Origin of the sequence: Kocuria massiliensis, assembly GCF_900169715.1 — a bacterium.
Taxonomy (GTDB): Bacteria; Actinomycetota; Actinomycetes; order Actinomycetales; family Micrococcaceae; genus Rothia; species Rothia massiliensis.
In genome coordinates this window covers 1,308,407-1,333,198 of sequence record NZ_LT835161.1, presented here as the reverse complement: position 1 = coordinate 1,333,198, position 24,792 = coordinate 1,308,407, and the positions used below count along the sequence as shown (strand labels likewise).

Below are 24,792 nucleotides of genomic sequence, written 5' to 3'. Positions count from 1 at the left end.
CGAAGGACCGTAGAATGACGGAGACGCGTCGAGAACTGATGCGCGAACTGGGTGATGCCGGCGTGACGACGTCGGCGAATCGTCGAAAGCGAGTGAATGGCTGAGTCAGGACATGAAGGGCAGAATCTGGACCGCGACATCGTCAACGCCGGTTTCTACCCGCAATTGGTCAACGACGTGGTGTGGGACGCTCTCGATGGCCAAATTCCCACCTCCCACCTCGTCCATTTGGAGACGCATTTCGATCAGAACGAGGTGCACCGCCACGTTACGGTCGTGGCTTTAGCCGGGGATATTGTTCAAGTCACCCATGTAGACGATCAAGCGTTGGACGAAGACGCCCAACAGATTGTGGCCCACGTGTCCACGGAGACGGTGCCGATCCGAAACCTGACCTCGGTGACGCTTTCCTACGCGTACCGGCAACCGCAGAACTACACGTCGGAAACCCCGGCTTCGGAAGTGACACTCATGATGTCGTGGACGGGTAGTCAGAGGTTGGACCTCCAACCTGCCGGTTGTGCCGACCCACAATGCGAGGCCGATCACGGGTACACCGGAGTGGCAGCGCGCGAAGACGTCGTCTTGAGGATTTCCGCCGAGGCCGATGGACAAAAGGCCGTTGAGGACGCCAAGGAATTCGCCCGAGCCCTTCGGCGAGCCAACACCGAGCTATCCGGAACGTCGCACGCCTGATGGTGGAGGACAAAACCACCAAGTCCGCCGCAGTGACGGATCTTCAGGGCACCCCGCTGCCGGGCCCCCCACGATACGACGGCGCCTCGATTGCCAATGTGCTCAGCTCGGCCGCTTCCGTTTTCCTCCCGGTCGCGGAGTCGGAACGGGCTCCGGAATTTCCGGACCAATTGGGCCTTGGCGATGCGTTGCGGGAGGCCGGGCGTCCCGCCGGCCCTTTTCGGAATGTGTGCGTGGTGTTGGTCGACGGTTTGGGCGAAGAACTCGTCAACCGCCATCGAGGGCATGCCCCGACGTTTCGTCGCTCCGTGAATTTGGGTCCGCTCGACGCCGCGCTCCCGTCCACGACGGCTGCCTCACTCGCGGTGCTCGGTACGGGCCAGCCGACGGGACAAACGGGAATGGTGGGCTACGACGTCGTCGATCCTGAGCGCGACGTCGTCGTGAACCAACTCTCGGGCTGGGACCCGGCGGTCGATCCAGTGGCTTGGCAACCCGTGCCGACCGTGTTCGAACGGCTTGCGGGTATTACCCGTCCCGTGACGGTGTCGATGCCGACCTATGAGCATTCCGCGCTGACGGATGCGGCTCTCCGAGGAACCGAATTCGTGGGGGCAGGTTCGACGACGGCCAGAGTCAGCAAGGCGGCTGAGTTGCTTGCGACGCGAACGCCGACGTTCATGTATCTGTACTGGGGAGAACTGGATCAATCGGGTCATCAGCACGGCTGCACCTCGGAGCGCTGGCTCGAAGCCCTCGAAGAGCTCGACTTGGGCCTGAAGCGACTGGCCTCGAGAGTTGGCCCCGAAACGCTCATCCTCGTCACCGCGGACCACGGAATGGTGGATATCCCCGAGACCGACCGCGTGGATTATTCCGCCTACCCTGATTTGGTGGACGGGGTGAAACTCACCGCTGGGGAGCCCCGCATGGTTCAGTTGCACCTGCAGGATCCCGCGGACCACGAGGCAAAAGAGCGGCTCGTCGCCGCGTGGACCCGTCAATTCGGTGACCGTGCCTGGGTCTTGGACCGGGACGAGCTGATGGAATCCGGATATTTTGGAGCCGAGGTGCGCCCCGGCGTCAGGAAACGGATCGGCGATCTCATCATCGCCGCACGTGGCTCCTTGGCGTTGTACGACCTGCGACGAACCCGCTCCACCGCGTTATCCATGGTTGGGCAACACGGCTCGTGGACCGACGAGGAACGCTACGTTCCCCTCCGGGTTATTCCCCCGACGGGGCAGGGCCGCTAAGGAGCAGGGCCTCGTCGGTCACGGTCCTACTCGCCCCGAAGGGTCGGTTAACCGCGCCCTTGGCCACCACCGTGACTTGCATTTTGTGACGGAATGTCTTGCGCCGGCGCTTCCGTCGCTGCGGTCTTGCCAGAGGGGCGGTTCGGAGTTGCGGGCGCGGCCGGTGTCGTCGGCGCTGGCGTTGGGGCCTGCGTGGGTTCTTGGGTCGGCGCCGGAGTCGTAGGCTCGGGCGTCGTCGGTTCGGGGGTTGTGGGTTCGGGAGTCGTCGGTTCCGGCGTGGTCGGTTCGGGGGTTGGCGTCGGCGCGGGAGCCTGTGTCGTCGGAGCGACGGTGGGGGCTTGGGAGACGCTTCCTTCCGGTGCCGTCGGAACGGGCTGTTGCTCGATGACACTCGGTACGGGTGCCGGTGGCGGGGTTTCCCACGTGGGCGCTGGTGAGCTGCTGGTGGGCGTGCTTGAGGTGGTCGTTGCCGACGAGCTGGCAACCGGGGGAGCATCGTTCTGTTGGTGGTTGAGGAAGAGGACCGTTCCTCCACTGATGGCGAGGACGGCCAAGACTCCCGCGCCCGTCCATATCCACGGTGTGGCCTTCGATCCTCGCGCGGTGTCTTCTACAGGACTCTCAACCGATGCGGCATTGCGGTTCGTGTCATCACTGCCTGGAGCAGCGATGCCTGCGGGCTCTGGACCAGGGCCGCTTTCGGATGAACCAGCTCCTTCCGGAGCATGCTCGATGGGATTTCCGTCGGCATCTGCTGCCGACGTCGCGCTGATTGATTCAGGCGAGGAGGCGGCGTTGGCGGCCATAGCGCCCGCCGCGATCCCCGAAGCCGTTGCGCCTCGGGAGCTCGTGGAACCGCCGCTACGGGCGCGTTGCTGGGAACGGCGACGTGCCTCGATGGCTTCGCGGCGTCGTTGTTGTTCCCTCCGCTCACGCTTGGTCGTAGGAATCTCGGCATCGGAGAAAAGCTCGTCATTGAGGCTCATCATCGGCTCGGTGGCCGGCGATACCGTCCTGGAGGATTCTGTTTGACCAACGTATTCGTAGCCTGGGGCTAGGTCGTCGCGGTTCGCGGAGCCAGGTTCCTCGGACTCCAACGGCTCGGTGGGTAACGCCTTGTCTTCGTCCACAGGTTCGGAGTGGTCCATGGAGGAACCGTCGGCGGAGGACGACGCGTCCGACGGACGTGACGTTGTGTTACCGGACGTCGAGGGTTCTTCCTCCGAGGTGGAGGACGTCTCAGACGTGGTGTTTTCCTTCGGGCCGATCGGCGATGTGCCGCTCCCTGGACGCTTTTTGCGGCGGTTCTTCCCCATGCAGACCTTTGCGCGTTGTGTGCGAAACAGGCAGTTGACTACCTCATACATAAAAGTACCGTGATATCGCGGCTACTGACGAGTTTATAGCTACCGAATGTTTCTAAGGATAAGCAAGGTCACGGTTTGGGGTGGTGTTGGTCTTAGTCTTTGGGACGTTGCTGCCCGAAGACGATGTCATCCCAACTGGGAATTGAAGGCCGGCCGCTCCGTGAACGCGATGAACCCTGCTTGGCAGAACTGGCCTGGGAACGGGCTTCGTCCATCCCCTCGATGTCGAGGGTGGGTTCGCTGTCCTCGGCTTCGGCTTCATCCGTCGTGGAGTCTTCCATCGGAAGGTCTTCGCTCATCTGAGCGAGGCGTCGATCGCTGTCCGGGTCAGCGCCTGCACGCGTCCCGCGACGGGTCTCCAGCTCGTCCAAGAGGGCTTCCGTCGATGTCTGCTCATCGCTCACGGCGTGAAGGTGGCTTCGTGAAGTGCTGGGAACGGACTCTTCGGCGTCCTCTGGTGCGACGGTCGACGACTCCGTGGAATCGTCTACGACGTCGTGAGAGGGTTCGTTCCCGCCGTCGGGGTCGGCGTCCGATCCTGCGGCGTGCGGCGGGGTCGCCTCATCCGCCGGAGCCTCCACGGGCTGAGGGCCGTCGTCGGCGTCGGACAAGCTCTTGCCCAAGAGGAACTCGGCGACGGCGTTGCCCGCCGTCACGGTTTGATTTGCGGGGTTATAGACAAATCGGGCGGGAAAATCCGCGCCGGGGGAAATCTGGGCGAGAGCGGACTGCGAATAATCCACGGAGACCGTGACATTCCACTGACCGTCCTCGCGTTGCCAGGAATTCCACTGGGCATCGCCCTCGGCGAAATTCCAATCCTCGCGAACCGCCACGACCTGGTCGTGCAGAGTCCGGCGTCCGGGGGAGTGATGGCCGAGTTGGCGGACGGTTACCTGACGAGCGGCCGCCACGATATGGGCGCGCTCTGCCAAAATGGGCCATTCGTATCGGCGCACGCGCTCGGGCTTCCAGCCGGATTCGGCAACGATCTCGTCCACGCTGGCACCTTGCCGAAAGCGAGTCTGAATATCTCGAGGGCCGTATTCACCGCGACCGCTCAAGCCCCGAGGTGCTTGGGCGCGTCGGGCCTTGACTACGGCATTGCGTAAGCCGTTGTCGATGCGAACCTGATACCGGTGCCCGTCGTTCGCGGATTCGAGGACGAGGTGTTCGCCGTCGTCCTGGACACCCACGAATGTCAGCCGATCCATCAGTTCTCCTTTGAAAATACTCGTCCGGCGCGTCCGTGACCTGGACGATCGCGCCCGCTTCTCCAGACAGAATACCGCCTGTGTTCTTTTTCAAGGGACTTCCGTATCGACGCGAATCAGCTGTCAGGAAATTCGGCTGGACAGTTACGGGGGAGATAGTGAACAATCATCGCGACACCGGCACACGTGACTCCGATGAATTTACCGAGATGGCGTCGGCAAGTGTGTATGCCGGCTGGGAGAACCACTTGACGATCGATTTGGCCCTGTGGGCCGATTGACACAAAAACCAACGAAAGCGTGACAAACACATGGCTACCGATTACGACGCCCCGCGCAAGCAAGACGAAGAGAGCAGCTCCGACTCCATCGAGGAGCTGAAGTCTCACCGAAGCGATCAGCAGTCCAACGTCGTCGATGAGGACGAGAACGCTGCCGCCGAGAGCTTCGAGTTGCCGGGCGCCGACCTGTCCCACGAGGAACTCTCCGTGGTGGTACTCCCGGCCCAGCAGGACGAATTCACCTGCGCTTCATGCTTCTTGGTGCGTCATCGCTCTCAGATTGCACGCGAAGAAGACGGCCTGTACTACTGCGTGGAGTGCGAGGCGTAAAACTCGCCGTGACCCGTTAACGCATAAGGGGAGGGACCGAAATGGCCCCTCCCCTTTATGTGTCGGCAACGTGGTGACCTCTGAGCGTTCAGGGCGCTTCTTCCTCGTCCGTCTCGGCGACGGGCTGATCGATGAGGGGTGTACGAACCGTCTGTTCCGCAGGGTCCGAACCCAGTGCCAGCGCGAATTCTTCGGGACGGCGGGAATTTGTGAGCCAATACGGCGTCGGATCCGCGGGGTCGGTGATGTGAATTCGTGCGACCGGGGAAACCCACGGGCGGAAATTCATGAATGCTCGGCCATCGGCGGCGGGGCCGCACGCGATGCGAGCGTTTTCGCCCCGGAAAACCTCAACCTCCCCGACGAATTCGCGTTCGATGTGAGCGCGACCGACTTGGAGCGAATCTTCTGTGACTTCCAGCACGGGAGATGAGGAATAGAGAATTAAACCCAACGTTGCCGCAACAATAATTCCGGCCACGATCGCGATCGGGATGTTGATGGGGGCACCCACGGCAAAGCTGGCGACGCCGGTGAGGGCCACGAAAATCCACATGCCCGCGCCGGGGACGAGCTTTTCGTGGAATATGACGCGGCCGGGATCGCCGAAAGGCGCGTCGTCGGGGGTTGGGGAGGCAGGCTCAGACATGCCTCCCAGAATACGCGTCGGCGCCCTCGGGGAGTTAACCCGTGAGCCCGGCCACGGCGGTGAAGCCGCTACAGTGGCCTAAGGCGTGTCGGGATAGCACCCCGCGCGTCGACCTGAGGACGCGCTCATAGCCGGCGCGGGATCCCATCGGCGACAAAGGAGTAATGGGTACATGCACCCCACCGTGGACGTACCGGTGCAATTATTGGACGCGGGCATCGAGGCCCCAAGCTACGCGAAGGACGGCGACGCCGGCGCGGACTTGCGGGCCCGGCACGACGTCACCTTGGCCCCCGGCCAGCGCGCCCTGATTCCCACGGGTGTGGCGATCGCCTTGCCTCAGGGCTACGTCGGCCTGGTCCACCCACGTTCCGGACTCGCGGCCAAACACGGCATCACCGTCGTCAATGCCCCGGGAACCGTGGACTCCGGCTATCGTGGCGAATTGATGGTCACGCTGCTGAATACAGACCAGAATGAAACTTATGAGATTCATCGCGGGGAGCGCATCGCTCAACTCGTGATCCAGAAATACGAGCACGCCACATTTGGCATCGTCGACGAACTGCCCGTTTCCGAACGCGGTGCGGCCGGTTTCGGCTCGACGGGAACCCTGTAGGAAGGACCGAAAGTGCTGGGATTCGGAAAGAAAAAGAAGCAGGACGCCGAAGCAACGGACGAGACATCGAAGGACGTGGAGTCTGCCAAGCAAACTCCGTCCTCAGAGGCTTCAGGCGCGACCTCGGTTGAGGACACCGATGCCGAACGCGATCTGGTGAATGCGGACGATGACGAAGATATCGAGGGCGCCGAACAGGCCGCGGCCGCCGCGGACCAGGACCTTGACGATGAACCGGACCGTTCCGTGACCGGCCCTTTCGACGTCTCCGAGATCGAGACCGACGACTCGTACATTGATCTTGGTGGGCTTCGAATCAAACCGGATGAGAACGTCAATATGCGCATCGATGTTGATCAGCGCAGCCAGTCGGTCGTGTCCGTGACTTTCCAGAAAGATGGCGCGGTCCTGCAGGTTCAACCATTCGCCGCGCCGAAGAGCCGGGGCTTGTGGGCCGAGGTGCGGGCCGAGCTGGCCGCGTCGGTGCGCGAGCAGAATGGCGTCGTCGATATCTTGGAGGGCACTCTGGGCCGACAGGTCATCGCGAAATTGCCGGCATCCTTGCCGAATGGCGACAGGGGTTACCGCGTGGCACGATTCGTCGGGATCGACGGCCCCCGCTGGTTCTTGCGCGGTGTGTTCTCCGGAGACGCCGCGGTCAAGCGGAGTTCTGCCCGTGAAATGGAGCGCATCTTCCGTAGTCTCGTGGTCGTTCGCGGACGCGAACCCATGGCTCCCCGGGATCTCTTGCCCCTGAACATCCCGGATAACGCCGTGCGCCGTGACCCCACGGAAGAAGAGGCTCAAAGCTTGCCGGTTCCGGAACGCGGCCCGGAAATCACCAAGATTGGCTGATTCCGAACCGACCACGGAAATGCCCGTGCGGTCAGGTGCCCCGCAACAACGCATTCGAGTGCTCGTCGAGGGGCGAGTGACGGAAGTGCATCTGCAACCCATCATGGCGCGTCCGAGGTACGAGGCTGAGGTGGACATTACCGCGAGCTATCGAACCGTGTCCTCTGAGACCCGGGGCAAGACCCCGAAAGGCTCCTTCGTGGCCCCGACATCGGCGATCGCGATGGATATGCCGCACTTCGACACGGACGATGAGGCGCCCCTTGGGCCGGGGACTCACGTTCGATTGGTCTGGCACGGGCAACGAACCGTGCCCGGCATTGGCGCCGGCACGAGACTGCGGTGTTCGGGGATGCTCGCCGACCTGAACGGCGTGCCGGTCATCTACAACCCGCGCTACGAAATCGTCTCGCGACACCAAGAGATTTGATGGAGAAAAGGAAAGCGACCGCATGAGTGAGCACCATGACCACCCGGGAGAGGCCGCCGAGGGGCCCGAGGAGCGGCGACTCACCTTTGGCCAGCAGATGGCCCAGGCGTATGGAAACTCCGGAGCATTCCGCCGGGATGAACGCGGCCAGATCGACGTGATGCACGCGATCGGGGGAGTTCGAGGACTCCTTGAGGCCGTTTTGCCGTCTATCGCCTATCTGACGGCCTTTCTGATCACCTCGTCGTTGGGCATTTCCCTGTCGATCGCGATCGGTTTGGCAGTGGTGGCTTCAGTCCTCCGATTCATCACCGGAGGCCAAAAGATTCAGGCGTTCTCCGGAGCGGTCGGCGTGTTGATCTGTGCATTTTTCGCTCACGCCGGGGGCAAGCCGATCGACTACTACGTGGTGGGCTTCTGGACCAACGGCGCATACGCGGCGGGCCTGCTTCTGTCGATGGCGGTGCGGTGGCCCCTCCTCGGATTGATCTACGGCATGCTTCGGGGCGAAGACACCGCGTGGCGTGGGGAGCCGGCACGACGACGCGTGTATCAGCTCGCCACCGGCGTCCTCGCTGCGATGTTCCTCGTCCGGCTCGCGGTTCAACTCCCGCTATTCTTCGCGGAGAACCTACCGGCGTTGGGCATCAGCCGTCTGGTGATGGGAATACCGCTGTACGCCTTCTGCCTCTGGATCACGTGGATGATGACGCGCCCCGCCGTCGTCGTGGAGGCCGCAGAGAACTGATCTCGGCGGCTCCTCAACGGCGGAGACACGCTACATCTCTTGCCCTTGGCTGAGCTCGTCCGTACCGGGCTCATCGACGCGCTCAAAACTCGACTCGGAACTGTCTACCTCGGCGTTGAAGAGGCTCCGCAATTCGCGTTCTCCGGTCGGGGTGGTGATCAGGAAGAGCTCATCATCGCCTTCGACGACGTCGTCATTGCTGGGCGTAATCGGGACGCCATCTCGCAAGATGGCGACCAACGTGGTTTCGGCCGGCCAATCGATGGTTTCCACCGTCCAGCCAACGTACGGGTGATCCGTGGGGACCGTGTATTCGATCAACGTTGCCCCGCCGGTTTGCAGGTCGAGGAGACGCACGACGTCGCCAACCTCCACCGCCTCTTCCACGAGCGCCGTCATCAGGCGCGGCGTCGACACCGCGACATCGACACCCCAGGATTCGTCGAAGAGCCACTCGTTCTTCGGATTGTTGACCCGGCCCACGGTTCGGGGAACCCCGAATTCCGAACGGGCCAGGAGAGAGACCACCAAATTGGACTTATCATCGCCGGTCGCCGCCACAATGACGTCGGCGTTTTGAGGTTCGGCCTGGCGGAGGACGGATAATTCGCAGGCGTCACCAATGAGCCAGTGGGCCCCGCGCAAATCAGACCGGCCGATGGACTCGGGTTTTTCGTCGAGAATCGTGACCCGGTGGCCATGGCCCAACAACTCGTGCGCAATCGAGGACCCCACGGATCCTGCGCCGACAATCAGTACCTGCACGTTATTCCTTTCCCATGCCTCGGCCAAGGCCGGAATCGCTGGAATCCTTGCCGTTGACGTCGTTGAGCCTCTCGACCGTCGAGGCGGGTTTTCCCCAGGACCGCTGTTGGAGTTTCGGTTCGAGGGGCTCGTCGTCCAACCCTGCCGGGGGAGCCGAGAGAATCCTCGCGACCGCGTTCATCTCCTGGGTGCGCATCATCGCGTGCACGACGTCGCCTTGCTGATAGCTCGTCTCGGCGCTCGGCAACATGCCTTCGCCAAACCGGGTGATGTAGGCAATCCGCAATTCGGCGGCGTCTTCGATGTCGCTCAACGGGTGGCCCGTCCAGTCCTCATGCAGCTGTAGCTCGGCCAGGACGAGACGGCCCGACGCTTCGCGGTAATCGCCGGTCATCGACTGCTCCGGGAGGATGCGACGCAGCACCTGGTCTGTACTCCAACGAACCGCGGCCACCGTGGGGACGCCTAAACGTTGGAAGAACTCGGCCCGGTTGGGGTCGTTGATGCGCGCCACCACGTGCGCCACCTTGAACGTTTCGCGTGCCACGCGGGACGCCAAAATATTGGAATTGTCGCCGCTCGACACCGCCGCAAACGCGTAGGCACTTTCGATGTCGGCGCGCTTCAAGGTTTCGCGGTCAAATCCCACGCCCTTGACCTTCTTGCCGTCGAAATCCTTGCGAAGCCGGCGGAAAGCGCGTTCGTCCTGGTCGATGATCGCCACGGTGTGACCGGCGGCCTCGAGAGAATGCGCGAGCATCACGCCGACGCGGCCGGCGCCCATGATCACGAAGTGGGGCACGGTGGATGGTCTCCTGACATTGTCGTGGGCCGCGGTCGAACGATGGATTCGGACGCGGCGGTGGGCTCAGGACCAGCGTAATGCACCCACGGAAACGACATCCGGTGGTGCGGTAGCGTATGGCATTGTGCAAACACTTCCCACTCGCTTGCGGCGCGCTCTTTTTGGCGCACCGAAAGAGACCGAGCAGATTCGGAGTTTGGTCCTGTCCAAACGCTCCGCGCTCGCGGTCTTTGGTGCGGATGGATTCTCGGCGATTGCCTATGCACCGGATGAAATCATCATGGTTCTGGCCCTGGCGGGCACTGCGGGCTTGGCACTGTCCCCGTGGGTTGGCCTCGGGGTAGCGATCGTCTTGCTGCTGGTTATCGGCACCTACCGATACAACATCCGGGACGTGGCCGTATCCGGCGGGGACTATCACGTGGTGACGGAACTCCTCGGGCCCAAGACGGGAGCGGCCGCTGGTGTCAGCCTGCTGTTTGACTTCGTCCTCACCGTTTCCGTTTCCGTTTCCTCAGCGGCAACGTATCTCATGGATCTCATCCCCGCTGTGGCGGGCCACCGACAATTGGTCGCCGTGTGCCTGGTCATCATTCTGACGCTCGTCTTTATCCGCGGCCTTCGATTCATGGGCCGGGTGGCCTTCATTCCCGCCGCCCTCTTCGTCGTGTGCCTCACCGTAACGCTGGGAGTGGGCTTGGTGGAGGCGTGGAGCGGCTCGTTGGGGCAGGCCCCCAGCCACGACTTCTATGTCAGACCGGAAACCGCAGAATCCAACGCCCTCACGGGTATGGGATTGTTCCTCTTAGTGGCCCGTTCGTTTTCCTCAGGCGCGGTGACCTTGACGGGTGTGGAGTCCGTCAGCAACTCGGTGCGCTTCTTTAGGCCACCCAAAGCTCAGAATGCGGCACGAAGCTTGACCATCACTGGGGTGGCTACCGCGGTCGTCCTGGTCGTCGTGCTCTACCTGGCGCGTGCCAGTGGTGCCGTGGTCACTATGGATTCCACTCAACTCGTCCTGAACGGCCAGGGCCGCTCCGAAGACTTTCAGCAGATGCCGATCTTGGCGCAGGTAGGAGAGGCAGTCGGCGGCCACGGGGTCATGTTTTACGCCTTGGTGATCAGCACGGTGCTGTTCTTGCTGATGGCACCGGCCGCCGCATACGCGGGATTCCCGATCTTGGCATCAACAATGGCCGAAAAGGGCTACCTGCCGGTGCACTTCCGTGCGCGGAGCAACCGGTCGCTCTACGCCAACGGCGTGCTCGTGTTGGGGGCCTCGGCGGCGGTCGTAACCCTCGCCTTTGGAGCGGATGTCAACGCGCTGATTCAGCTGTATGTGGTGGGGGTCCTCTTCTCGATGTCCCTCACGCAGACCGCCGTGTTCTTGCGGCGTCGTCGCGAGATCCGTGTGGTCCTGGATGCTCAGCCTCGACGCCGCCTCCTGCGCGACCAAATCATCACCGCGATCGGCTTGATCGCCACGGTCCTGGCGACCGTCGTGGTCTTGCTGACCAAACTCACGCAGGGTGCGTGGGTCACGGTCCTCGTCGTCGGCGTCGTGACGATGACCGCGTGGATCATCAAAAAGCACTATTCCGCGATCGAACGGGAGCTCGCCGTGACACAAAGGAATCCGCTCAAGGCTCTACCTTCACGGGTCCACGCGATCGTCGTGGTACCGCGGTTGCGAAAGCCCGCGCTACGGGCCCTGGCTTACGCTCGGGCGACCCGACCCTCGACCATCGAGGCCTTGGTGCTCAACGTAGATGAAGCCGGGACTCGGAAAACCCGTCAGCTCTGGGATCGCTACGAAGTACCGGTGCCGTTGACGATCCTTGCATCGCCATATCGCGACCCCGTTCTGCCGGTGGTCGAACACGTCCGTGGAGTGCGACAGGCCTCGCCCCGCGACGTCGTGATCGTGTACGTTCCCGAATACGTTCTGGAGCACTGGTGGGATAAATTCCTGCACCATAGATCGGGACACAAAATTGCCAAGGCACTACGCCGCGAACCTGGAGTGGTAACGGCCGTGGTGCCGTGGCGGCTCGGACACGAAGACGAGGAGATGCTGGCGTGATCGAAGAAGGCAGCGAGATCGAAGTAGATCTGGACCGAATGGCGCACGGGGGTGCCGCCGTCGGTCGACACGAATCCCTCGTGTGCTTCGTCCGAGATGGACTTCCCGGTGAGCGCGTCCGGGCCCGTGTCGAGTCACTGGGCAAAGGCGGCCGTTTCGCCAATGCTCGGGCCGTCGAGATCCTGAATCCCTCACCGGATCGGCGATCTTACGACTGGGCCCCCGCCGATCCAGAGCGAACCGAAACGCCCGTCGGAGGCGTCGACTACGCACACATCCGCCCTGAGGCGCAGCGCCAATACAAGGCAGGAGTGATCCGAGAGCAGCTGGAACGATTGGGCGGAATGGATCCGGCCGACGGCCTCTTGACCGACCTGACGGTTCAGCCCTTGGACGCGCCCTCCGACGAGGGATGGCGCACGAGGGTTCATTGGGCCGTCGATGATTCGGGCCGCTTAGGTATGCATCCATATCACGGCTCGGACATCATCCCGGTCGAGGACTTGCCCTTCGCGATCGCCGGAATCAATGCCTTGCGCCTCTACGAGGGGGAATGGCGGAGCATCCAGCGCATCGATGTGGCGGCTCCCGCATGCGGCAACCCACCCTTGGTGGTCCTTACGGCCGTGGACGGCGTCGTGCCGGAGGAGATCGCCGACGACATCGACGTGGAACTCGGAATGTGCCTGCCCACCGACGAGGCGGTCGGGGCCGTGATTCTCCCGGCCCCACGCTCCGGACGTTCCCGGGGCGAAAAGCCCGCTCCGGTCGTGGTTCGGGGGAGCGGGGACGTCGTCGAGGAACTCAGCCTCCCCGACGGCTCGTCATTGCGTTTCAGAGTGGGAGCCGGCGGATTTTGGCAGAATCACCGCGCAGCGCCCGAACGACTTTACGACCTCGTGGGACAAGCTACCGGACTCGCCGAAGGAGAAACGGCTTGGGATCTGTACGCCGGGGCCGGGCTCTTGACGGCGGCGCTCGCGGACCGCGTGGGAGGACCTGGGACAGTGTGGGCCGTGGAGGGCTCGCCAGTGACTGCCGCCGACGCTGAATTCAATTTTGGTCCCGAGGGTCGAGCTCGGACCCCGCGCGCGGCTCAAACTCAGATCGTGACCACCCGGGCCGGCGTCGAACAGGCACTGGCTCGATGGGGCACGCCGAGTCGTGAGGCTCACGGAGGGGCCGATCCCGGGCGCCGAAACCGGCCTGCATCGAGGTACTCGCCCGAGCCGTCATCCATTCCCGACGTCGTGGTCCTCGACCCGCCACGCCAGGGCGCCGGGCGAAAAGTCTTGGAGCGTCTGACGCAGATTGGTCCGCGGCGCATCGTGTACGTGTCTTGCGACCCGGCGGCATTGGGTCGAGACACCGGCTATCTCGCCGCCTTCGGATGGAAGCTTGCGGAGGTGACGGGGCTGGATATGTACCCCGATACACACCATGTGGAGACGCTGGCCGTTTTTGAACGAGCCTAAATTTCCAGGTGGGACGGTGGTTCGTCCTCGGCACAAAGTGTCGTCACATGAGGGTCCGCCCGCGCACTTACGGGTACACTTCAAGGCGAAGGCTTAGTGTCACTGTGTCTCCAAAGGTTTGCATCACACCTATCACCGACGCTCTGCAAGGGCGTATTTGCGCTAGGACTCACCTGGGGACACGGAACTACGCCCCGTAATGACAGTGGCGAGAGGAGTCCCAAGCAATGAGCACTGTGGACAGCTTCGGATCCAAAGGCGCGTTGAACGTCAATGGAACCGACTACGAAATTTTCCGACTCAGCAAGGTCGAGGGCGCGGAGAAGCTGCCGTTTAGCCTGAAGGTGTTGCTCGAAAACCTGCTTCGCACCGAAGATGGCGCGAATATCACCGACGAGCACATTCGAGCCCTGGCGAACTGGGATCCCACGTCCGAACCGGACACCGAGATTCAGTTCACGCCGGCTCGCGTGATCATGCAGGACTTCACCGGCGTTCCCTGCGTGGTCGACCTGGCCACCATGCGCGAGGCCGTGAAGGACCTGGGCGGCGACCCTGGCAAGATCAACCCGCTCGCTCCCGCCGAGCTCGTGATCGACCACTCGGTGCAGATCGATTCCTTTGGAAATAAGGACGCGATCGAGCGCAACATGGACATCGAATACGAGCGCAACGGCGAGCGCTACCAGTTCCTCCGGTGGGGACAGACCGCCTTTGAGGACTTCAAGGTCGTCCCCCCGGGAATGGGCATCGTTCACCAGGTCAACATCGAGTATCTGGCCCGGACCGTCATGTCTCGTGAGGTGAACGGCGTCCTCCGTGCGTACCCGGACACCCTCGTCGGCACCGACTCCCACACCACCATGGTGAATGGTTTGGGTGTTCTCGGCTGGGGCGTCGGCGGCATCGAGGCCGAGGCCGCAATGTTGGGTCAGCCCGTGTCCATGCTGATTCCCAAGGTTGTGGGCTTCAAGCTGACCGGCAAGATTCCCGCCGGCTCGACCGCGACCGACGTCGTGCTCACGATCACCCAGATGCTCCGTGAGCAGGGTGTGGTCGGCAAGTTCGTCGAATTCTACGGCGAAGGTGTCGGTGAGGTGCCGCTGGCCAACCGCGCCACGATCGGTAACATGAGCCCCGAATTCGGTTCGACCGCCGCGATCTTCCCGATCGACGACGTGACCCTGGACTACCTGCGCCTGACCGGCCGTAGCGAGGATCAGGTCGCCTTGGTCGAGAAGTACACCAAGGAACAGGGTCTGTGGCACGACCCGAGCAACGAGGTCGAGTACTCCGAATACCTCGAGCTTGATCTCTCGACGGTGGTTCCCTCGATCGCTGGCCCGAAGCGTCCCCAGGATCGCATCGAGCTGACCAATGCGAAGCAGCAGTTCCGTGCGGATCTGAACAACTACGTGAACGGCAAGCAGTCCGAGGCGGGCGACGAGTCCTTCCCGGCATCCGATGCTCCGGCCGCCACGGCTTCGAATAAGGAGCAGGAAGAGCAGCGTCCGCGCCGCGTTTCTGCCGCCGCGTCCGCCAGTGGCCGCCAGTCGAATCCGATCGACGTCGATATGCCGGATGGACGCGAGTTCGAGCTGGATCACGGCGCCGTCGCGATCGCTTCGATCACGTCGTGCACCAACACCTCCAACCCGTCCGTCATGATGGCGGCCGGCGTGCTCGCTCGTAACGCCGCGGCGAAGGGCCTCAAGGCCAAGCCGTGGGTCAAGACATCGATCGCACCGGGCTCGAAGGTCGTCACCGACTACTACGAGAAGGCTGGCTTGTTGCCGGAGCTCGAAAAGGTCGGGTTCTACATTGTCGGCTACGGCTGCACCACCTGCATCGGTAACTCGGGCCCGCTCGAGGACGAGGTTTCGCAGGCCGTGAGCGATAACGATCTGTCGGTCACCTCGGTGCTTTCGGGTAACCGTAACTTCGAGGGACGCATCAACCCCGACGTCAAGATGAACTACTTGGCTTCGCCGCCGTTGGTCATCGCCTACTCGTTGGCCGGGTCCATGGACTTCGACTTCGAGAACGACGCTTTGGGTCAGGATGCGGACGGTCACGACGTCTTCCTCCGAGACATCTGGCCGGATCCGACCGAGGTCCAGTCCATCATCGACGATTCGGTCTCCACGGACCAGTACAGCACCGAGTACGGAACGATCTTCGACGGTGACGAGCGCTGGCAGAACCTGAACACCCCCACGGGTGACACGTTCGAGTGGGACGAGAAGTCGACGTACGTGCGCAAGCCACCGTACTTCGAGGGCATGACGATGAACCCGGATCCCGTGGAGGATGTCCAGGGTGCACGCGTGCTCCTGAAGCTGGGCGATTCGGTCACGACCGACCACATTTCGCCGGCCGGCTCGTTCAAGTCCGATACCCCCGCGGGTCGGTACCTGACCGAGAACGGTGTGGAGCGCAAGGACTTCAACTCCTACGGTTCTCGCCGTGGTAACCACGAGGTCATGATTCGCGGTACGTTCGCGAATATCCGCATCAAGAACGAGTTGTTGGACGGCGTCGAGGGCGGTTTCACCCGCGACTTCACGAAGGGCGGCGAGCAGGCCGCGGTGTACGACGCCGCACAGAACTACGCCGCTGAGGGTACTCCGCTGGTCGTCTTGGGCGGCAAGGAGTACGGCACGGGTTCGTCCCGTGACTGGGCAGCGAAGGGCACGCGCCTGCTGGGCGTCAAGGCTGTCATCGCCGAGTCCTTCGAGCGCATCCACCGTTCCAACCTGATCGGCATGGGCGTTCTTCCGCTCCAGTTCCCGCAGGGTGAGTCGCACTCATCCCTCGGCTTGGACGGAACAGAGACGTTCTCGATCACGGGCGTGACCGAAATCAACGAGGGCAAGACTCCGAAGACGGTTCACGTGACGGCGACCTCGGAAGACGGCAAGACCACCGAGTTCGACGCCGACGTTCGCATCGATACCCCAGGTGAGCGGGAGTACTTCCGTAACGGGGGCATCTTGCAGTACGTGCTGAGGAACCTGGTCCGCGAGGCCTAAGAGCCAGCCGGATAGCACGACGCCGGGCGGGGGAGTTGAATGACTTCCCCGCCCGGCGTCGTTATTGAGGGTGTGGTTTCTCCGCGGGCTCAGGGCCGCGCGAGGCGCTGGCTGGCTAGCTGATGGTGACGCGGTCGCCGTTGACCGCGACGGTGTACTCCGGAAGGGCCTCAGGTGCCGGACCGGCCTGGACGGATCCATCGCTCAGCGAAAAGACCGAGCTGTGGCATGGACAGGTGATGGTGTCCTTTTGGACGTTAACTGAGCAGCCTTGGTGCGTGCAGGACGAGCTGAAGGCTTTGAACTCGCCGGGCTTGGGTTGGGAAACGATCGCCGTCACGCCGTCGGCCGATGCTTTGATGCCGCTTCCCACGGGGACATCGGTGGTCGACGTGAGATCCACGGGTTTCTGGGGATCGATGCTCGCTTTGCCACTGCTCTGGTCCGAATCGGAGCTGGAGCCACATGCCGAAAGGACGGCTGCGGTTCCGGCCAGGGCGCCCGCTCCGGCAAGAGCGGAACGTCGCGGGGTCCCACCACGTACCGATCCGTCGGTTCCGGCCGCCTCCGTGATGTCGTGCGGATGGTGAGTGGGCTGCTGCTCTGACAACGTGTCCTCCGTGGATTGTCTTGTGATGCGCCTGCATCGCGGTATCGATGCCGCATTCTGTGGACCGGCCGGCACGATCCCGCAGCCGATGACCATGACACCGAAGGGCCCACCGTTTACGTGCGCCATGCACGGCATCGGTGGGCCCTTCGACGTTCCCGTTAGTCGATACGCTCGAAGGCACCGACGCGGTCCAGGTACCGGGTGATTCCTCCGTTGAAGAACGGCCATCCGGTGCCCAGAATCATGGCCAGATCGATGTCTTGGCGGTCCGGGACCACACCTTCATCCAGCATACGAGAGATTTCCGAAGCCAAGGCGCCTTCCACCGAGGTCCGGAGCGTCTCCTGGGTCACCGTATCGTCGTTGGACGCGCCCACGAGTTCGCGGGCTTCGGTGCTCAGGCCGCCCTTCTGGTCGGACAGTGGCGAGATCGCGTGCTCATTGAGCGTCCGGAATTTCTCGGACACGTGGAATCGATCGCCCTGGTGACGCTCGAGGGATTCCAACAGGTGCACCGCGATGGGGAGCCCCACGAGGTCAATCAAGGTGAAGGTATCCATGGGAAGTCCCAATGGCCGGTATGCCTCGGTAATGCTCTCCGGGGAGGCGCCCCGATCAAGGGCCAGGCCGGCTTCGGAGAGGACGACGCCGAGCACCCGGTTGACGATGAATCCGGAAGAATCCCGGGCACCGACGGCGATCTTGTCGAGCCGTTTGGCGAGAGAGAAGGCCGTCGCGATGGCGGCGTCGGTGGTCGAGTCCGTCCGCACAATCTCCACGAGGGGGAGGACGGCGACCGGATTGAAGAAGTGAAAACCGATCACGCGTTCGGGGTGATCGAGGTCTTCGATCATCTCGCTGACCAGGAGCGAGGAGGTGTTGGTCGCGAGGATGCAGTCCGTGCGCACGGACTTCTCGAGGTTCGCGAATACATCCCGTTTGACCTGGGTTTCCTCGAAAACCGCTTCGATCACAAAGTCACAATCGGCGAAATCTGCCGTGTCTGTGGTGCCGCTGACCAATGTCCGAAGGTGTGCGGCCTGTTCTTCGGCCAATCGTCCCTTGGACACGTTCTTCTGAAGTTCGCCGGAAATCGTGTCCAATCCTCGGTCAACGCGAGCCTGGTCGACGTCGCTGATGATCACCGGAACCTGGAGCCGAGTCAGGAACAACAGCGCGAGTTGCGAGGCCATCAACCCCGCGCCGACGACGCCCACCTTGGCAATGTGCGCAGGCTCGACCTCCGGAGGAACCATCGAGGGGTGCTTGGCGCGATGCTGCACGAGTTCCAACATGGAATAGACGGACGAAGAAAATTGGTCGCCGCGGGCGAGCTCGTCGAGGACGGAGATTTGGCGTTCCCGCGACTGCTTACGAGACTCGAGCGGACCGTTGGTAAAGACCTCGAGGGCAACTCGAGCGGCGTCGCTGGCACCGGAGGTCTTCCGCTGCACGATCTCTTCTGCGGCCCGCACCGATTCCTCGAATCGTTCGCGCAACGAGCCTCCCTCGTCGCTATCCGCGGCCCACAAAGGCTCTTCTTGATCCGTCTCGTGTGGGCGGTCGACGACGACCTCGCCCCGAACCACGCCCTCGAACCATGCCAGGGCCTGGTTTCGGGCGTCGTCGTCGGTGACGGCAGCCTCGGTCAGTTCATCGAGGATTCCGATCTCGTGAGCCTGTTGCGAGGTCAGGGACTTGCCGTTGTTGAGTGGGTTGTGGAAGATGACGCGCACGGAATTTTCCGGGCCAATGAGGCGCGGCAAGGCGAAGACCCCCGTCCATCCCGGTATCAGACCGAGGCGGATTTCGGGAAGACCAATGTTTTTGGTTCCGGGATGACCGATCCGGTAGTCGGCGGCCAACGCGAGTTCGAGTCCACCGCCGAGCGCGGTGCCATTGACTCGAGCGCACGTGGGAACCGGCATGGAACGAATAGATTCCACAAAGTCGTGTCCCATCGCCCCGACCGCGGTAATGGGAGTTTCCGGGTCTGCCGCTAGGGTGCTCACCAGGGTGAGGTCGACGCCGGCGGCGAAAGTTGGGGCCGTTCCCTCGATCATGACGCCGTCTACGGAACCGTCTTCTGCCAACCGGTGGACCTCGTCAATGGCATTGAGCAATTCTTGCATCGAGCGGGGTCCCAGGGTCTCGGGGCGCTTCTCGGAGTCGTTGTGCAAGGTCAGTACCGCGATCTTTCGTCCCTGAGGCCCGGTGACGACGTCGCGAGAGACGTGCGTGACCACCTCGTCGGGGCAACGGTCTGTCAGCGGCGTGTAATCGGGATGTGACACGGTCATGGGGATCCTCTCGACGGGGTGTTTCAGCACCACGGTACTGTAACGCCCGTCACGAATCTACCCGGTACTCGCGGTATCGAAGAGTCGTTCCGTCGTCAGGCGTCCTCGGCGAGGTCGCGGGCCAGGGGGTGGGCGACGAGATCGATCTGCCAATTCCGCGCACCATATCCGCGCAGGGCCTCGATCGCCGTCTCCTCGGAAGGATACGGATGTTCCCAACACAGACGCCGCAGGTGCTCCGGGGTGAGCAGATTTTCGGACGGCATGGAGTATTGCTCCGCCAGCTCGGACATAGTCTCCTTGGCGATTTTGAGAGACTCCGCCGAATCCGGTCGCTTGGATTCCCATGCCTTGATGGGAGGGGGAGACGAGCTAGGAATGCTGTATGGGACGAGGTTTTCCTCGCGAGCCGCTTCCTGAATGGCTCGTACCCACCGCACAGACTCCCTTTTGATGAGCTTGGCGTGGAAACCCGGGATGCGTTGCAATTGTGGGACGGATGCGGGCATGGCCTTCGCGGCCGCGATCAAGGCCGAATCGGGCAGGAGCCGCTTCGGAGCGACATCCTTGTGTCGGGCCAAAAGATCCCGTTCGTTCCACAGGTTTCTGAGGGCGGTGAGCTGGCGAGGCGAGCGAACTTGGCGAATGCCCTTGGTCTTGCGCCAGGGGTCGGATTTGGGCTCGGGATCGGGTGCGTCGCAGATCGCTTCGAATTCCTCGAGGGCCCAGTCGAGCTTGCCTTGTTGCCGCAAGAGTTCGACGACGGCGTCACGCAGGTCCACGAGGAGTTCAACGTCCAGCGCGGCGTAGTTGAGCCACGGAGTCGGGAGCGGACGCTGCGACCAGTCGGCCGCCGAATGTTCTTTGGCCAAGGCATAGCCCAGGAGCTCCTCAGTCATCGCACCGAGACCGACGCGGGGCAGCCCGGCGATGCGTCCGGCCAATTCGGTGTCGAAGAGCCGGGAAGGATGCATCCCGACCATGCGCAGACTCGGAAGGTCTTGTGAGCTGGCGTGAATGATCCACTCGGCACCCGACAAGGCCCTGTTAATCACCGTCAAGTCCTCGAAGGCCTCGGGGTCGATCAGCACGATGGGGGAGTCCCCGCGTTTAATCTGGACGAGAAAGGGCCTCTGACCATAGCGAATACCGGAGGCACGTTCCGTGTCGATCGCGACCGGTCCCGAGTGCTTCGTCAAGAGCTCGGCCGCTTCCTCAAGCTCGGGATAGGTGTCGATGACCGACGGTACGCCACCGGACGGCTCGTTGAGCGGAACGGATGGGGGAATGACCAGATCAGGGCTCAGTCCGAGGTCTTCGGGATCGATGCTCAGTTTCTCGAGCTCGTCGGCGCTGAACCCCTCTCCGTAAGCCTGGTCGTGGCCGCCGATGGGGGTCGATTCCTTGGTCATGACGCTGTCACGGGCCGGGTATCCATCCTTCGTCCTGCCTCGAGGGGGAGTGCCATCCCTCGGCTGTCCTGCCTTGTCATTTGTGCACGTCTAGTCTAGTTCACGGGAAATCCGCGTCGTGGGGCTCAGCATCTCGAGGAAGTCAACGGCTAGATACCGCTCACCGGGAAACGGGCCACATCTTCCGGGAGCGGGGGCAAGCCAGCGTAGGTGCAGACCATGTCGGCCCAGGCTTCGAGATGTCGGCGCATGTCCGGCCCGGTAGGGGTCCATGATGCCCTCAGCTCGATCTCATTGCGTTCGCCGCTGTCCTCAAGGACTCCGAAGCCTTGAGAAAAGGCGCGCGTTGCCGTGCCACCAGCCTGCTTATGGAGAGCGCCTTTGGACTCGAGGGATTCCACGAGCCAGTCCCAGGCGACCGAGGAGAGCAACTGTTCTGCCGCGACGTCGGGTTCAATCGCTGCGCGGATGTAGCTGACCACGCGAAATTCCCCGCCCCAGGTCTCCGGTGCTCGAGGATCGAACAGAAGAATGAACCGTCCCAGAGCGAGATCCTGATCTGGGGCATCGGGATCCGCCACCCCGGCCCCCAAACCGACGCCGTATGGCGCCAGATGTTGGGGCGCATCAATCGGTGACAGCGAAAGTTCAGGCTGAAATCGGGCGCGACGCAGTGATTCCAAGGCCTCCTGAAATTGGCTTGGCGTCTGGAGATCATCCTGTGGCGTCGTCACGTTGCCAGGCTACGACTAGCGAGCGGACGCACCCGGCAGGCACGCCGGTTAGGGTCAACAGGCCCCCAAAGTTACGCGCGACTCAGGATCCCGACGGCGTGAACTTCAGGGATACGGAGTTCATGCAGTACCGAAGGTCCGTGGGTGTGCCGAATCCTTCGCCCTGAAACACGTGCCCCAAATGAGAATGGCACGCGGCACACTGCACCTCGATGCGTTCCATGCCCATGGAAGTGTCCTTGATGTATCGGACTCGTTCCTCGGCCAACGGTGCAAAAAATGACGGCCAGCCGCACCGGGCATCAAACTTTGTATCGGCCTCGAAGAGATCGGTCCCGCAGGCGCGGCAGGAATACGTGCCTGGGGAGTCTTCGTCCCAATATTCCCCGGTAAAGGGCCGTTCCGTGCCGGCCTGGCGCAATACCGCAAATTCTTCGGGAGTGAGGATCTGCTGCCATTCCACCTCGCTCCGTTGTGCCGAGCCGCTAGCGTTCAGCGCAGAGTTTTCGAAAGGGTTCTTCTCAGTCATCGACGTGTCCCGTTCCCCAGTACAGGTGCAATACCGGCACCCCTAGGGTCCTTTCCGCTTGGTTGGACCAATGAATGTTCAGCGTGTCCTCGACCGGATGGGGCTCGGTGATGATCAGCACCTGTTGGGCGCCGGTTTCCACCTCTTCGCGCATCGCGGCCACGGGGTCGCCCAACGCAACCCGGCCACGCGCCGTGAAACCGGCATCGCTGAGAACGGCCAAAGAATCCTCGAGGATTGCTCGAGCGTCGGACTCCAGCGTCGCCGGTCCCTTTTCCGCGTGGGACACCACGTGAACTGCTTCCTCAAAGTCCAACAGCGCCAGTTGGTCCAAAAATTCCAGCCACAGATGTTTCGGCAGCGCGGCGGGGACCACGACACGGACATCGTCACCCTCTTCCTGCGGGGCCACGATGTTGATGTTCTCGATCTCCGTTTGGCCGAGAGTCACTTCGGTTACCACTAGCAATGTGCTCATGACTCAAACCCTACTCGCGACGCACCCCAAATGACCTGGTTGTCTACCGATTGACAAGCAAGGATGATGGTAAAAGACACGGTCGAGAAAGGGCGGTACCTGGTGGGCTTATTGGAGTCGGCGATCGGTAGGAGAGGGCGATCCGCCTCCGTGATGAGTCACATCCCTGGCATGACTCCCGAAGTGCGACGTCCCTGGGTTTCCGGTCTCCGTACCGGCGTCGTGGCAGGGGCTTCAATTACCGGCCTCGCGGTGGGCGCGGTGGCGACGATCGCCGGATTCTACGCGCGGACCATCGTGACCCCTCCTAAACAAGGTAATGAGGCTCTGAGAATTCTCGGCGTCGGCTATGAGACCCCCGAACCCAGCGAATCAGATATTCCCACCACGGTGACGTTGCCCGCCAACGACGAAACTCTGGTCAGCGGTCGGTACATGCTTTTTTTCGATGGTGGGCGGGGTTACGCCGTCGTGGGCGACGTCGTGGCCTACTCTCCGAGGCTCGAGACCGTGACACGGCGGGTCGTCGAAGTCCACGAAGGAGACCTCCGCGAGGCCAAGAGGGGACGTTGGTCCGGCGCTATCTACGAGAACCCCGGCGATGCGGGATATGACTACGACGACGTGACCCTTGAGTTGCCGGTCGGGGATGCTCCCGCATGGGTGGTTCCGGCGCCCCAGGGCTCGTCCTGCCGGACGTGGGCCGTGATGGTGCATGGCCGTGGGGCTGCGCGCCAAGAGACCCTCCGGTCACTCGACACGGTGCAAGAACTGGGCATGACCAGTATCCATGTCGCGTATCGAAACGATCGGGATGCGCCGCCCTCCGAAGACGGCCGATACGGCCTGGGATTCACGGAGTGGGAGGACATCGAGATCGCGATCCGCTACGCCCTTGATCACGGGGCTCACGACGTCGTGCTCTTTGGATGGTCCATGGGCGGCGCCATCGCTTTGCAAGCCACCGATAAATCCCAATACCAGCACCTGATTAAGGCCTTGGTGCTGGACGGTCCCGTGGTGGACTGGTTCGAACTCATCCGGTACCACTCGCGGATGCAGCGTTTGCCGTTGAGGCTGGGCCAGCTGGTCTCCGACCTCCTCGCCGAACCCCGAGCCGCAATGATGACCGGATTAGGTGCGCCCATTCTCCTCTCTGACTTGGACTGGCTCTCCCGCAGCGATGAACTCCTGACCCCAACCCTGATCTTGCACTCGGTGGACGACGAATTCGTGCCCGTCAATACCTCCGTGGACCTGGCGTCCCGAAATAGCCTCGTGGAACTCGTCCCGTTTCATAAAGCCCGGCACACCAAAGAATGGAACGTGGACCCCGAGCGATGGAAGCAAGCCGTGGTCGAGTGGCTGCCGGAACATCTCTTTCACGAGAGCGCCCCCACGGAGTTGCCAGAGGGCGAGTCCCCGTTGGACGTCGCCGAGCGCCAGGCGGACTACTGATCAGCCCGGACGGCCGCAGCCGCCCGGCATCTCGACTCGGCCGGGTTCACTGCGCGGCGATATCCGCGAACTCTCCATGGGTCGCGGCGACCAGGTCATCCGGAGCCAGCTCCACATCCAGACCTCGTTTCCCGCCCGAGACGAAAACCGTGGGGTGTTCCCGGGCGCTCGCATCCACCACCACACGCACGGGATTCTTCTGGCCCAACGGTGACATGCCTCCGAGCACGTAGCCGCTACGCTTTTCGGCAACGGCCGGGGGAGCCAACGAGGCAGACTTCCAACCCAGCGCGGCCGCGGCCTTTTTGACAGCCAGCGAACCCGACACGGGAACCACCGCCAGGGCGTAGTCGTCGTCGTGAGTGATCATGAGTGTCTTGAAGACTCGATCGGCGGAATGCCCGAGTGCAGCGGCGGCTTCGGCCCCGAAATTCTGGGTGTCCTCGTGTTCAAATGGGTGAAGAGTGTACTCATAGCCCGACTCGATGAGGGCAGTGACGGCGGCCGTAGGTGCCCCGGATGAATGCTTGGATGATTTTTTCGACACGACTCACCTGTCTTTCTTGAGGATGCTCCCACGATAGTCATGACGCGGCGTTGTACGCACGCATCGCGGAGAGACTACACTCGCTGTGGACCGCCGCCCCGCTGCGGTCCCGTATT

At 62.6% G+C, this 24,792-nt stretch carries 24 protein-coding genes; 12 read left to right on the top strand and 12 right to left on the bottom strand.

The window, feature by feature from the left end; genetic code table 11:
- Positions 1 to 96: 96 nt before the first annotated feature.
- Both B9Y51_RS10320 and B9Y51_RS10315 read left to right on the top strand, forming a co-directional pair.
- Positions 97 to 696, top strand: a complete 600-nt coding sequence (locus B9Y51_RS10320; protein WP_053089931.1) for a DUF5998 family protein — start codon at positions 97 to 99, stop codon at positions 694 to 696.
- The gene (locus B9Y51_RS10315) at positions 696 to 1,952 is read left to right on the top strand and encodes an alkaline phosphatase family protein (RefSeq protein WP_085529597.1); all 1,257 of its coding nucleotides are present in this window, start codon (positions 696 to 698) and stop codon (positions 1,950 to 1,952) included. The genes B9Y51_RS10320 and B9Y51_RS10315 overlap by 1 nt, the downstream gene beginning before the upstream one ends.
- A 47-nt stretch (positions 1,953 to 1,999) precedes the next feature.
- Here B9Y51_RS10315 and B9Y51_RS10310 read toward each other — a convergent pair whose 3' ends face one another.
- Both B9Y51_RS10310 and sepH read right to left on the bottom strand, forming a co-directional pair.
- Complete coding sequence (locus B9Y51_RS10310) at positions 2,000 to 3,268, bottom strand: hypothetical protein (protein ID WP_085529596.1); 1,269 nt, start codon at positions 3,266 to 3,268, stop codon at positions 2,000 to 2,002.
- A 143-nt stretch (positions 3,269 to 3,411) separates the two neighbouring features.
- A complete protein-coding gene (gene sepH / locus B9Y51_RS10305) occupies positions 3,412 to 4,533 on the bottom strand; it encodes a septation protein SepH (protein WP_085529595.1) in 1,122 nt (373 codons plus the stop codon).
- A gap of 35 nt (positions 4,534 to 4,568) precedes the next feature.
- On the opposite strand from sepH, the gene B9Y51_RS11110 reads away from it, so the two are divergent.
- Positions 4,569 to 4,814 carry a hypothetical protein gene (locus tag B9Y51_RS11110; protein ID WP_143468046.1) on the top strand — a complete coding sequence of 82 codons (246 nt, stop codon included), beginning with the start codon at positions 4,569 to 4,571 and terminating at the stop codon, positions 4,812 to 4,814.
- A 30-nt stretch (positions 4,815 to 4,844) separates the two neighbouring features.
- Entirely contained in the window at positions 4,845 to 5,144 is a 300-nt protein-coding gene (locus tag B9Y51_RS10300; RefSeq protein WP_048678524.1) for a DUF4193 domain-containing protein, read from the top strand.
- 88 nt (positions 5,145 to 5,232) lie between these two features.
- Here the strand turns inward: B9Y51_RS10300 and B9Y51_RS10295 are convergent, their stop codons facing one another.
- A complete protein-coding gene (locus B9Y51_RS10295) occupies positions 5,233 to 5,793 on the bottom strand; it encodes a DUF3093 domain-containing protein (RefSeq protein ID WP_065424203.1) in 561 nt (186 codons plus the stop codon).
- A 172-nt stretch (positions 5,794 to 5,965) separates the two neighbouring features.
- On the opposite strand from B9Y51_RS10295, the gene dut reads away from it, so the two are divergent.
- From dut to B9Y51_RS10275, 4 genes are read left to right on the top strand one after another with little or no spacing between them, the layout of a single operon-like run.
- Complete coding sequence (gene dut, locus B9Y51_RS10290; RefSeq protein ID WP_085529594.1) at positions 5,966 to 6,412, top strand: dUTP diphosphatase; 447 nt, start codon at positions 5,966 to 5,968, stop codon at positions 6,410 to 6,412.
- A gap of 12 nt (positions 6,413 to 6,424) precedes the next feature.
- Positions 6,425 to 7,267, top strand: a complete 843-nt coding sequence (locus B9Y51_RS10285; protein WP_085529593.1) for a DUF3710 domain-containing protein — start codon at positions 6,425 to 6,427, stop codon at positions 7,265 to 7,267.
- Entirely contained in the window at positions 7,260 to 7,697 is a 438-nt protein-coding gene (locus tag B9Y51_RS10280; protein WP_085529592.1) for a hypothetical protein, read from the top strand. Before B9Y51_RS10285 ends, B9Y51_RS10280 begins: the two co-directional genes overlap by 8 nt.
- Before the next feature lie 22 nt (positions 7,698 to 7,719).
- The gene (locus tag B9Y51_RS10275; RefSeq protein ID WP_048678520.1) at positions 7,720 to 8,445 is read left to right on the top strand and encodes a DUF3159 domain-containing protein; all 726 of its coding nucleotides are present in this window, start codon (positions 7,720 to 7,722) and stop codon (positions 8,443 to 8,445) included.
- A 30-nt stretch (positions 8,446 to 8,475) separates the two neighbouring features.
- Here the strand turns inward: B9Y51_RS10275 and B9Y51_RS10270 are convergent, their stop codons facing one another.
- Positions 8,476 to 9,210 carry a potassium channel family protein gene (locus tag B9Y51_RS10270; RefSeq protein WP_048678519.1) on the bottom strand — a complete coding sequence of 245 codons (735 nt, stop codon included), beginning with the start codon at positions 9,208 to 9,210 and terminating at the stop codon, positions 8,476 to 8,478.
- Between the two features lies 1 nt (position 9,211).
- The gene (locus tag B9Y51_RS10265; RefSeq protein WP_082156634.1) at positions 9,212 to 10,012 is read right to left on the bottom strand and encodes a potassium channel family protein; all 801 of its coding nucleotides are present in this window, start codon (positions 10,010 to 10,012) and stop codon (positions 9,212 to 9,214) included.
- Here B9Y51_RS10265 and B9Y51_RS10260 point away from each other — a divergent pair.
- The 3 genes from B9Y51_RS10260 (at position 9,993) to acnA (ending at position 16,605) form a co-directional block, all read left to right on the top strand.
- Positions 9,993 to 12,098: an APC family permease gene (locus B9Y51_RS10260; protein WP_085529591.1), complete on the top strand. Its 2,106-nt coding sequence runs from the start codon at positions 9,993 to 9,995 to the stop codon at positions 12,096 to 12,098. The two genes, B9Y51_RS10265 and B9Y51_RS10260, sit on opposite strands and share 20 nt — an antisense overlap.
- Entirely contained in the window at positions 12,095 to 13,573 is a 1,479-nt protein-coding gene (locus B9Y51_RS10255) for a class I SAM-dependent RNA methyltransferase (protein ID WP_048678518.1), read from the top strand. Before B9Y51_RS10260 ends, B9Y51_RS10255 begins: the two co-directional genes overlap by 4 nt.
- Positions 13,574 to 13,800: 227 nt before the next feature.
- Entirely contained in the window at positions 13,801 to 16,605 is a 2,805-nt protein-coding gene (gene acnA / locus B9Y51_RS10250) for an aconitate hydratase AcnA (RefSeq protein WP_048678517.1), read from the top strand.
- 115 nt (positions 16,606 to 16,720) lie between these two features.
- On the opposite strand, the gene B9Y51_RS10245 is transcribed toward acnA, so the two are convergent.
- From B9Y51_RS10245 to B9Y51_RS10220, 6 genes are all read right to left on the bottom strand, one after another.
- Complete coding sequence (locus B9Y51_RS10245) at positions 16,721 to 17,215, bottom strand: Rieske (2Fe-2S) protein (RefSeq protein WP_218189212.1); 495 nt, start codon at positions 17,213 to 17,215, stop codon at positions 16,721 to 16,723.
- Between the two features lie 161 nt (positions 17,216 to 17,376).
- Positions 17,377 to 19,518, bottom strand: a complete 2,142-nt coding sequence (locus tag B9Y51_RS10240) for a 3-hydroxyacyl-CoA dehydrogenase NAD-binding domain-containing protein (protein ID WP_085529590.1) — start codon at positions 19,516 to 19,518, stop codon at positions 17,377 to 17,379.
- A gap of 95 nt (positions 19,519 to 19,613) precedes the next feature.
- Positions 19,614 to 20,930, bottom strand: a complete 1,317-nt coding sequence (locus B9Y51_RS10235) for an HRDC domain-containing protein (protein WP_085529589.1) — start codon at positions 20,928 to 20,930, stop codon at positions 19,614 to 19,616.
- Positions 20,931 to 21,079: 149 nt separating this feature from the next.
- Positions 21,080 to 21,664 (bottom strand): DUF3000 domain-containing protein, encoded by a 585-nt coding sequence (locus tag B9Y51_RS10230; protein ID WP_085529588.1) that lies wholly within the window; start codon positions 21,662 to 21,664, stop codon positions 21,080 to 21,082.
- Between the two features lie 82 nt (positions 21,665 to 21,746).
- Positions 21,747 to 22,193: a peptide-methionine (R)-S-oxide reductase MsrB gene (gene msrB / locus B9Y51_RS10225; RefSeq protein ID WP_085529587.1), complete on the bottom strand. Its 447-nt coding sequence runs from the start codon at positions 22,191 to 22,193 to the stop codon at positions 21,747 to 21,749.
- Positions 22,186 to 22,671, bottom strand: coding sequence for a hypothetical protein (locus tag B9Y51_RS10220; protein WP_065424202.1), 486 nt, complete (start codon positions 22,669 to 22,671; stop codon positions 22,186 to 22,188). Before B9Y51_RS10220 ends, msrB begins: the two co-directional genes overlap by 8 nt.
- Before the next feature lie 171 nt (positions 22,672 to 22,842).
- Here B9Y51_RS10220 and B9Y51_RS10215 point away from each other — a divergent pair, with 171 nt between their 5' ends.
- Entirely contained in the window at positions 22,843 to 24,129 is a 1,287-nt protein-coding gene (locus B9Y51_RS10215) for an alpha/beta hydrolase family protein (RefSeq protein WP_143468045.1), read from the top strand.
- Positions 24,130 to 24,175: 46 nt separating this feature from the next.
- Here B9Y51_RS10215 and ybaK read toward each other — a convergent pair whose 3' ends face one another.
- Positions 24,176 to 24,676, bottom strand: a complete 501-nt coding sequence (ybaK, locus tag B9Y51_RS10210; protein ID WP_085529585.1) for a Cys-tRNA(Pro) deacylase — start codon at positions 24,674 to 24,676, stop codon at positions 24,176 to 24,178.
- Between the last annotated feature and the right edge of the window lie 116 nt (positions 24,677 to 24,792).

Coding starts and splice junctions, on each gene's coding strand:
- B9Y51_RS10320 (WP_053089931.1), top strand. CDS start 97: ATGGCTGAGTCAGGACATGAAGGGCAGAATCTGGACCGCGACATCGTC.
- B9Y51_RS10315 (WP_085529597.1), top strand. CDS start 696: ATGGTGGAGGACAAAACCACCAAGTCCGCCGCAGTGACGGATCTTCAG.
- B9Y51_RS10310 (WP_085529596.1), bottom strand. CDS start 3,268: ATGGGGAAGAACCGCCGCAAAAAGCGTCCAGGGAGCGGCACATCGCCG.
- sepH (WP_085529595.1), bottom strand. CDS start 4,533: ATGGATCGGCTGACATTCGTGGGTGTCCAGGACGACGGCGAACACCTC.
- B9Y51_RS10300 (WP_048678524.1), top strand. CDS start 4,845: ATGGCTACCGATTACGACGCCCCGCGCAAGCAAGACGAAGAGAGCAGC.
- B9Y51_RS10295 (WP_065424203.1), bottom strand. CDS start 5,793: ATGTCTGAGCCTGCCTCCCCAACCCCCGACGACGCGCCTTTCGGCGAT.
- dut (WP_085529594.1), top strand. CDS start 5,966: ATGCACCCCACCGTGGACGTACCGGTGCAATTATTGGACGCGGGCATC.
- B9Y51_RS10275 (WP_048678520.1), top strand. CDS start 7,720: ATGAGTGAGCACCATGACCACCCGGGAGAGGCCGCCGAGGGGCCCGAG.
- B9Y51_RS10260 (WP_085529591.1), top strand. CDS start 9,993: ATGATCACGAAGTGGGGCACGGTGGATGGTCTCCTGACATTGTCGTGG.
- acnA (WP_048678517.1), top strand. CDS start 13,801: ATGAGCACTGTGGACAGCTTCGGATCCAAAGGCGCGTTGAACGTCAAT.
- B9Y51_RS10240 (WP_085529590.1), bottom strand. CDS start 19,518: ATGACCGTGTCACATCCCGATTACACGCCGCTGACAGACCGTTGCCCC.
- B9Y51_RS10235 (WP_085529589.1), bottom strand. CDS start 20,930: ATGACCAAGGAATCGACCCCCATCGGCGGCCACGACCAGGCTTACGGA.
- msrB (WP_085529587.1), bottom strand. CDS start 22,193: ATGACTGAGAAGAACCCTTTCGAAAACTCTGCGCTGAACGCTAGCGGC.
- B9Y51_RS10220 (WP_065424202.1), bottom strand. CDS start 22,671: ATGAGCACATTGCTAGTGGTAACCGAAGTGACTCTCGGCCAAACGGAG.
- B9Y51_RS10215 (WP_143468045.1), top strand. CDS start 22,843: ATGACTCCCGAAGTGCGACGTCCCTGGGTTTCCGGTCTCCGTACCGGC.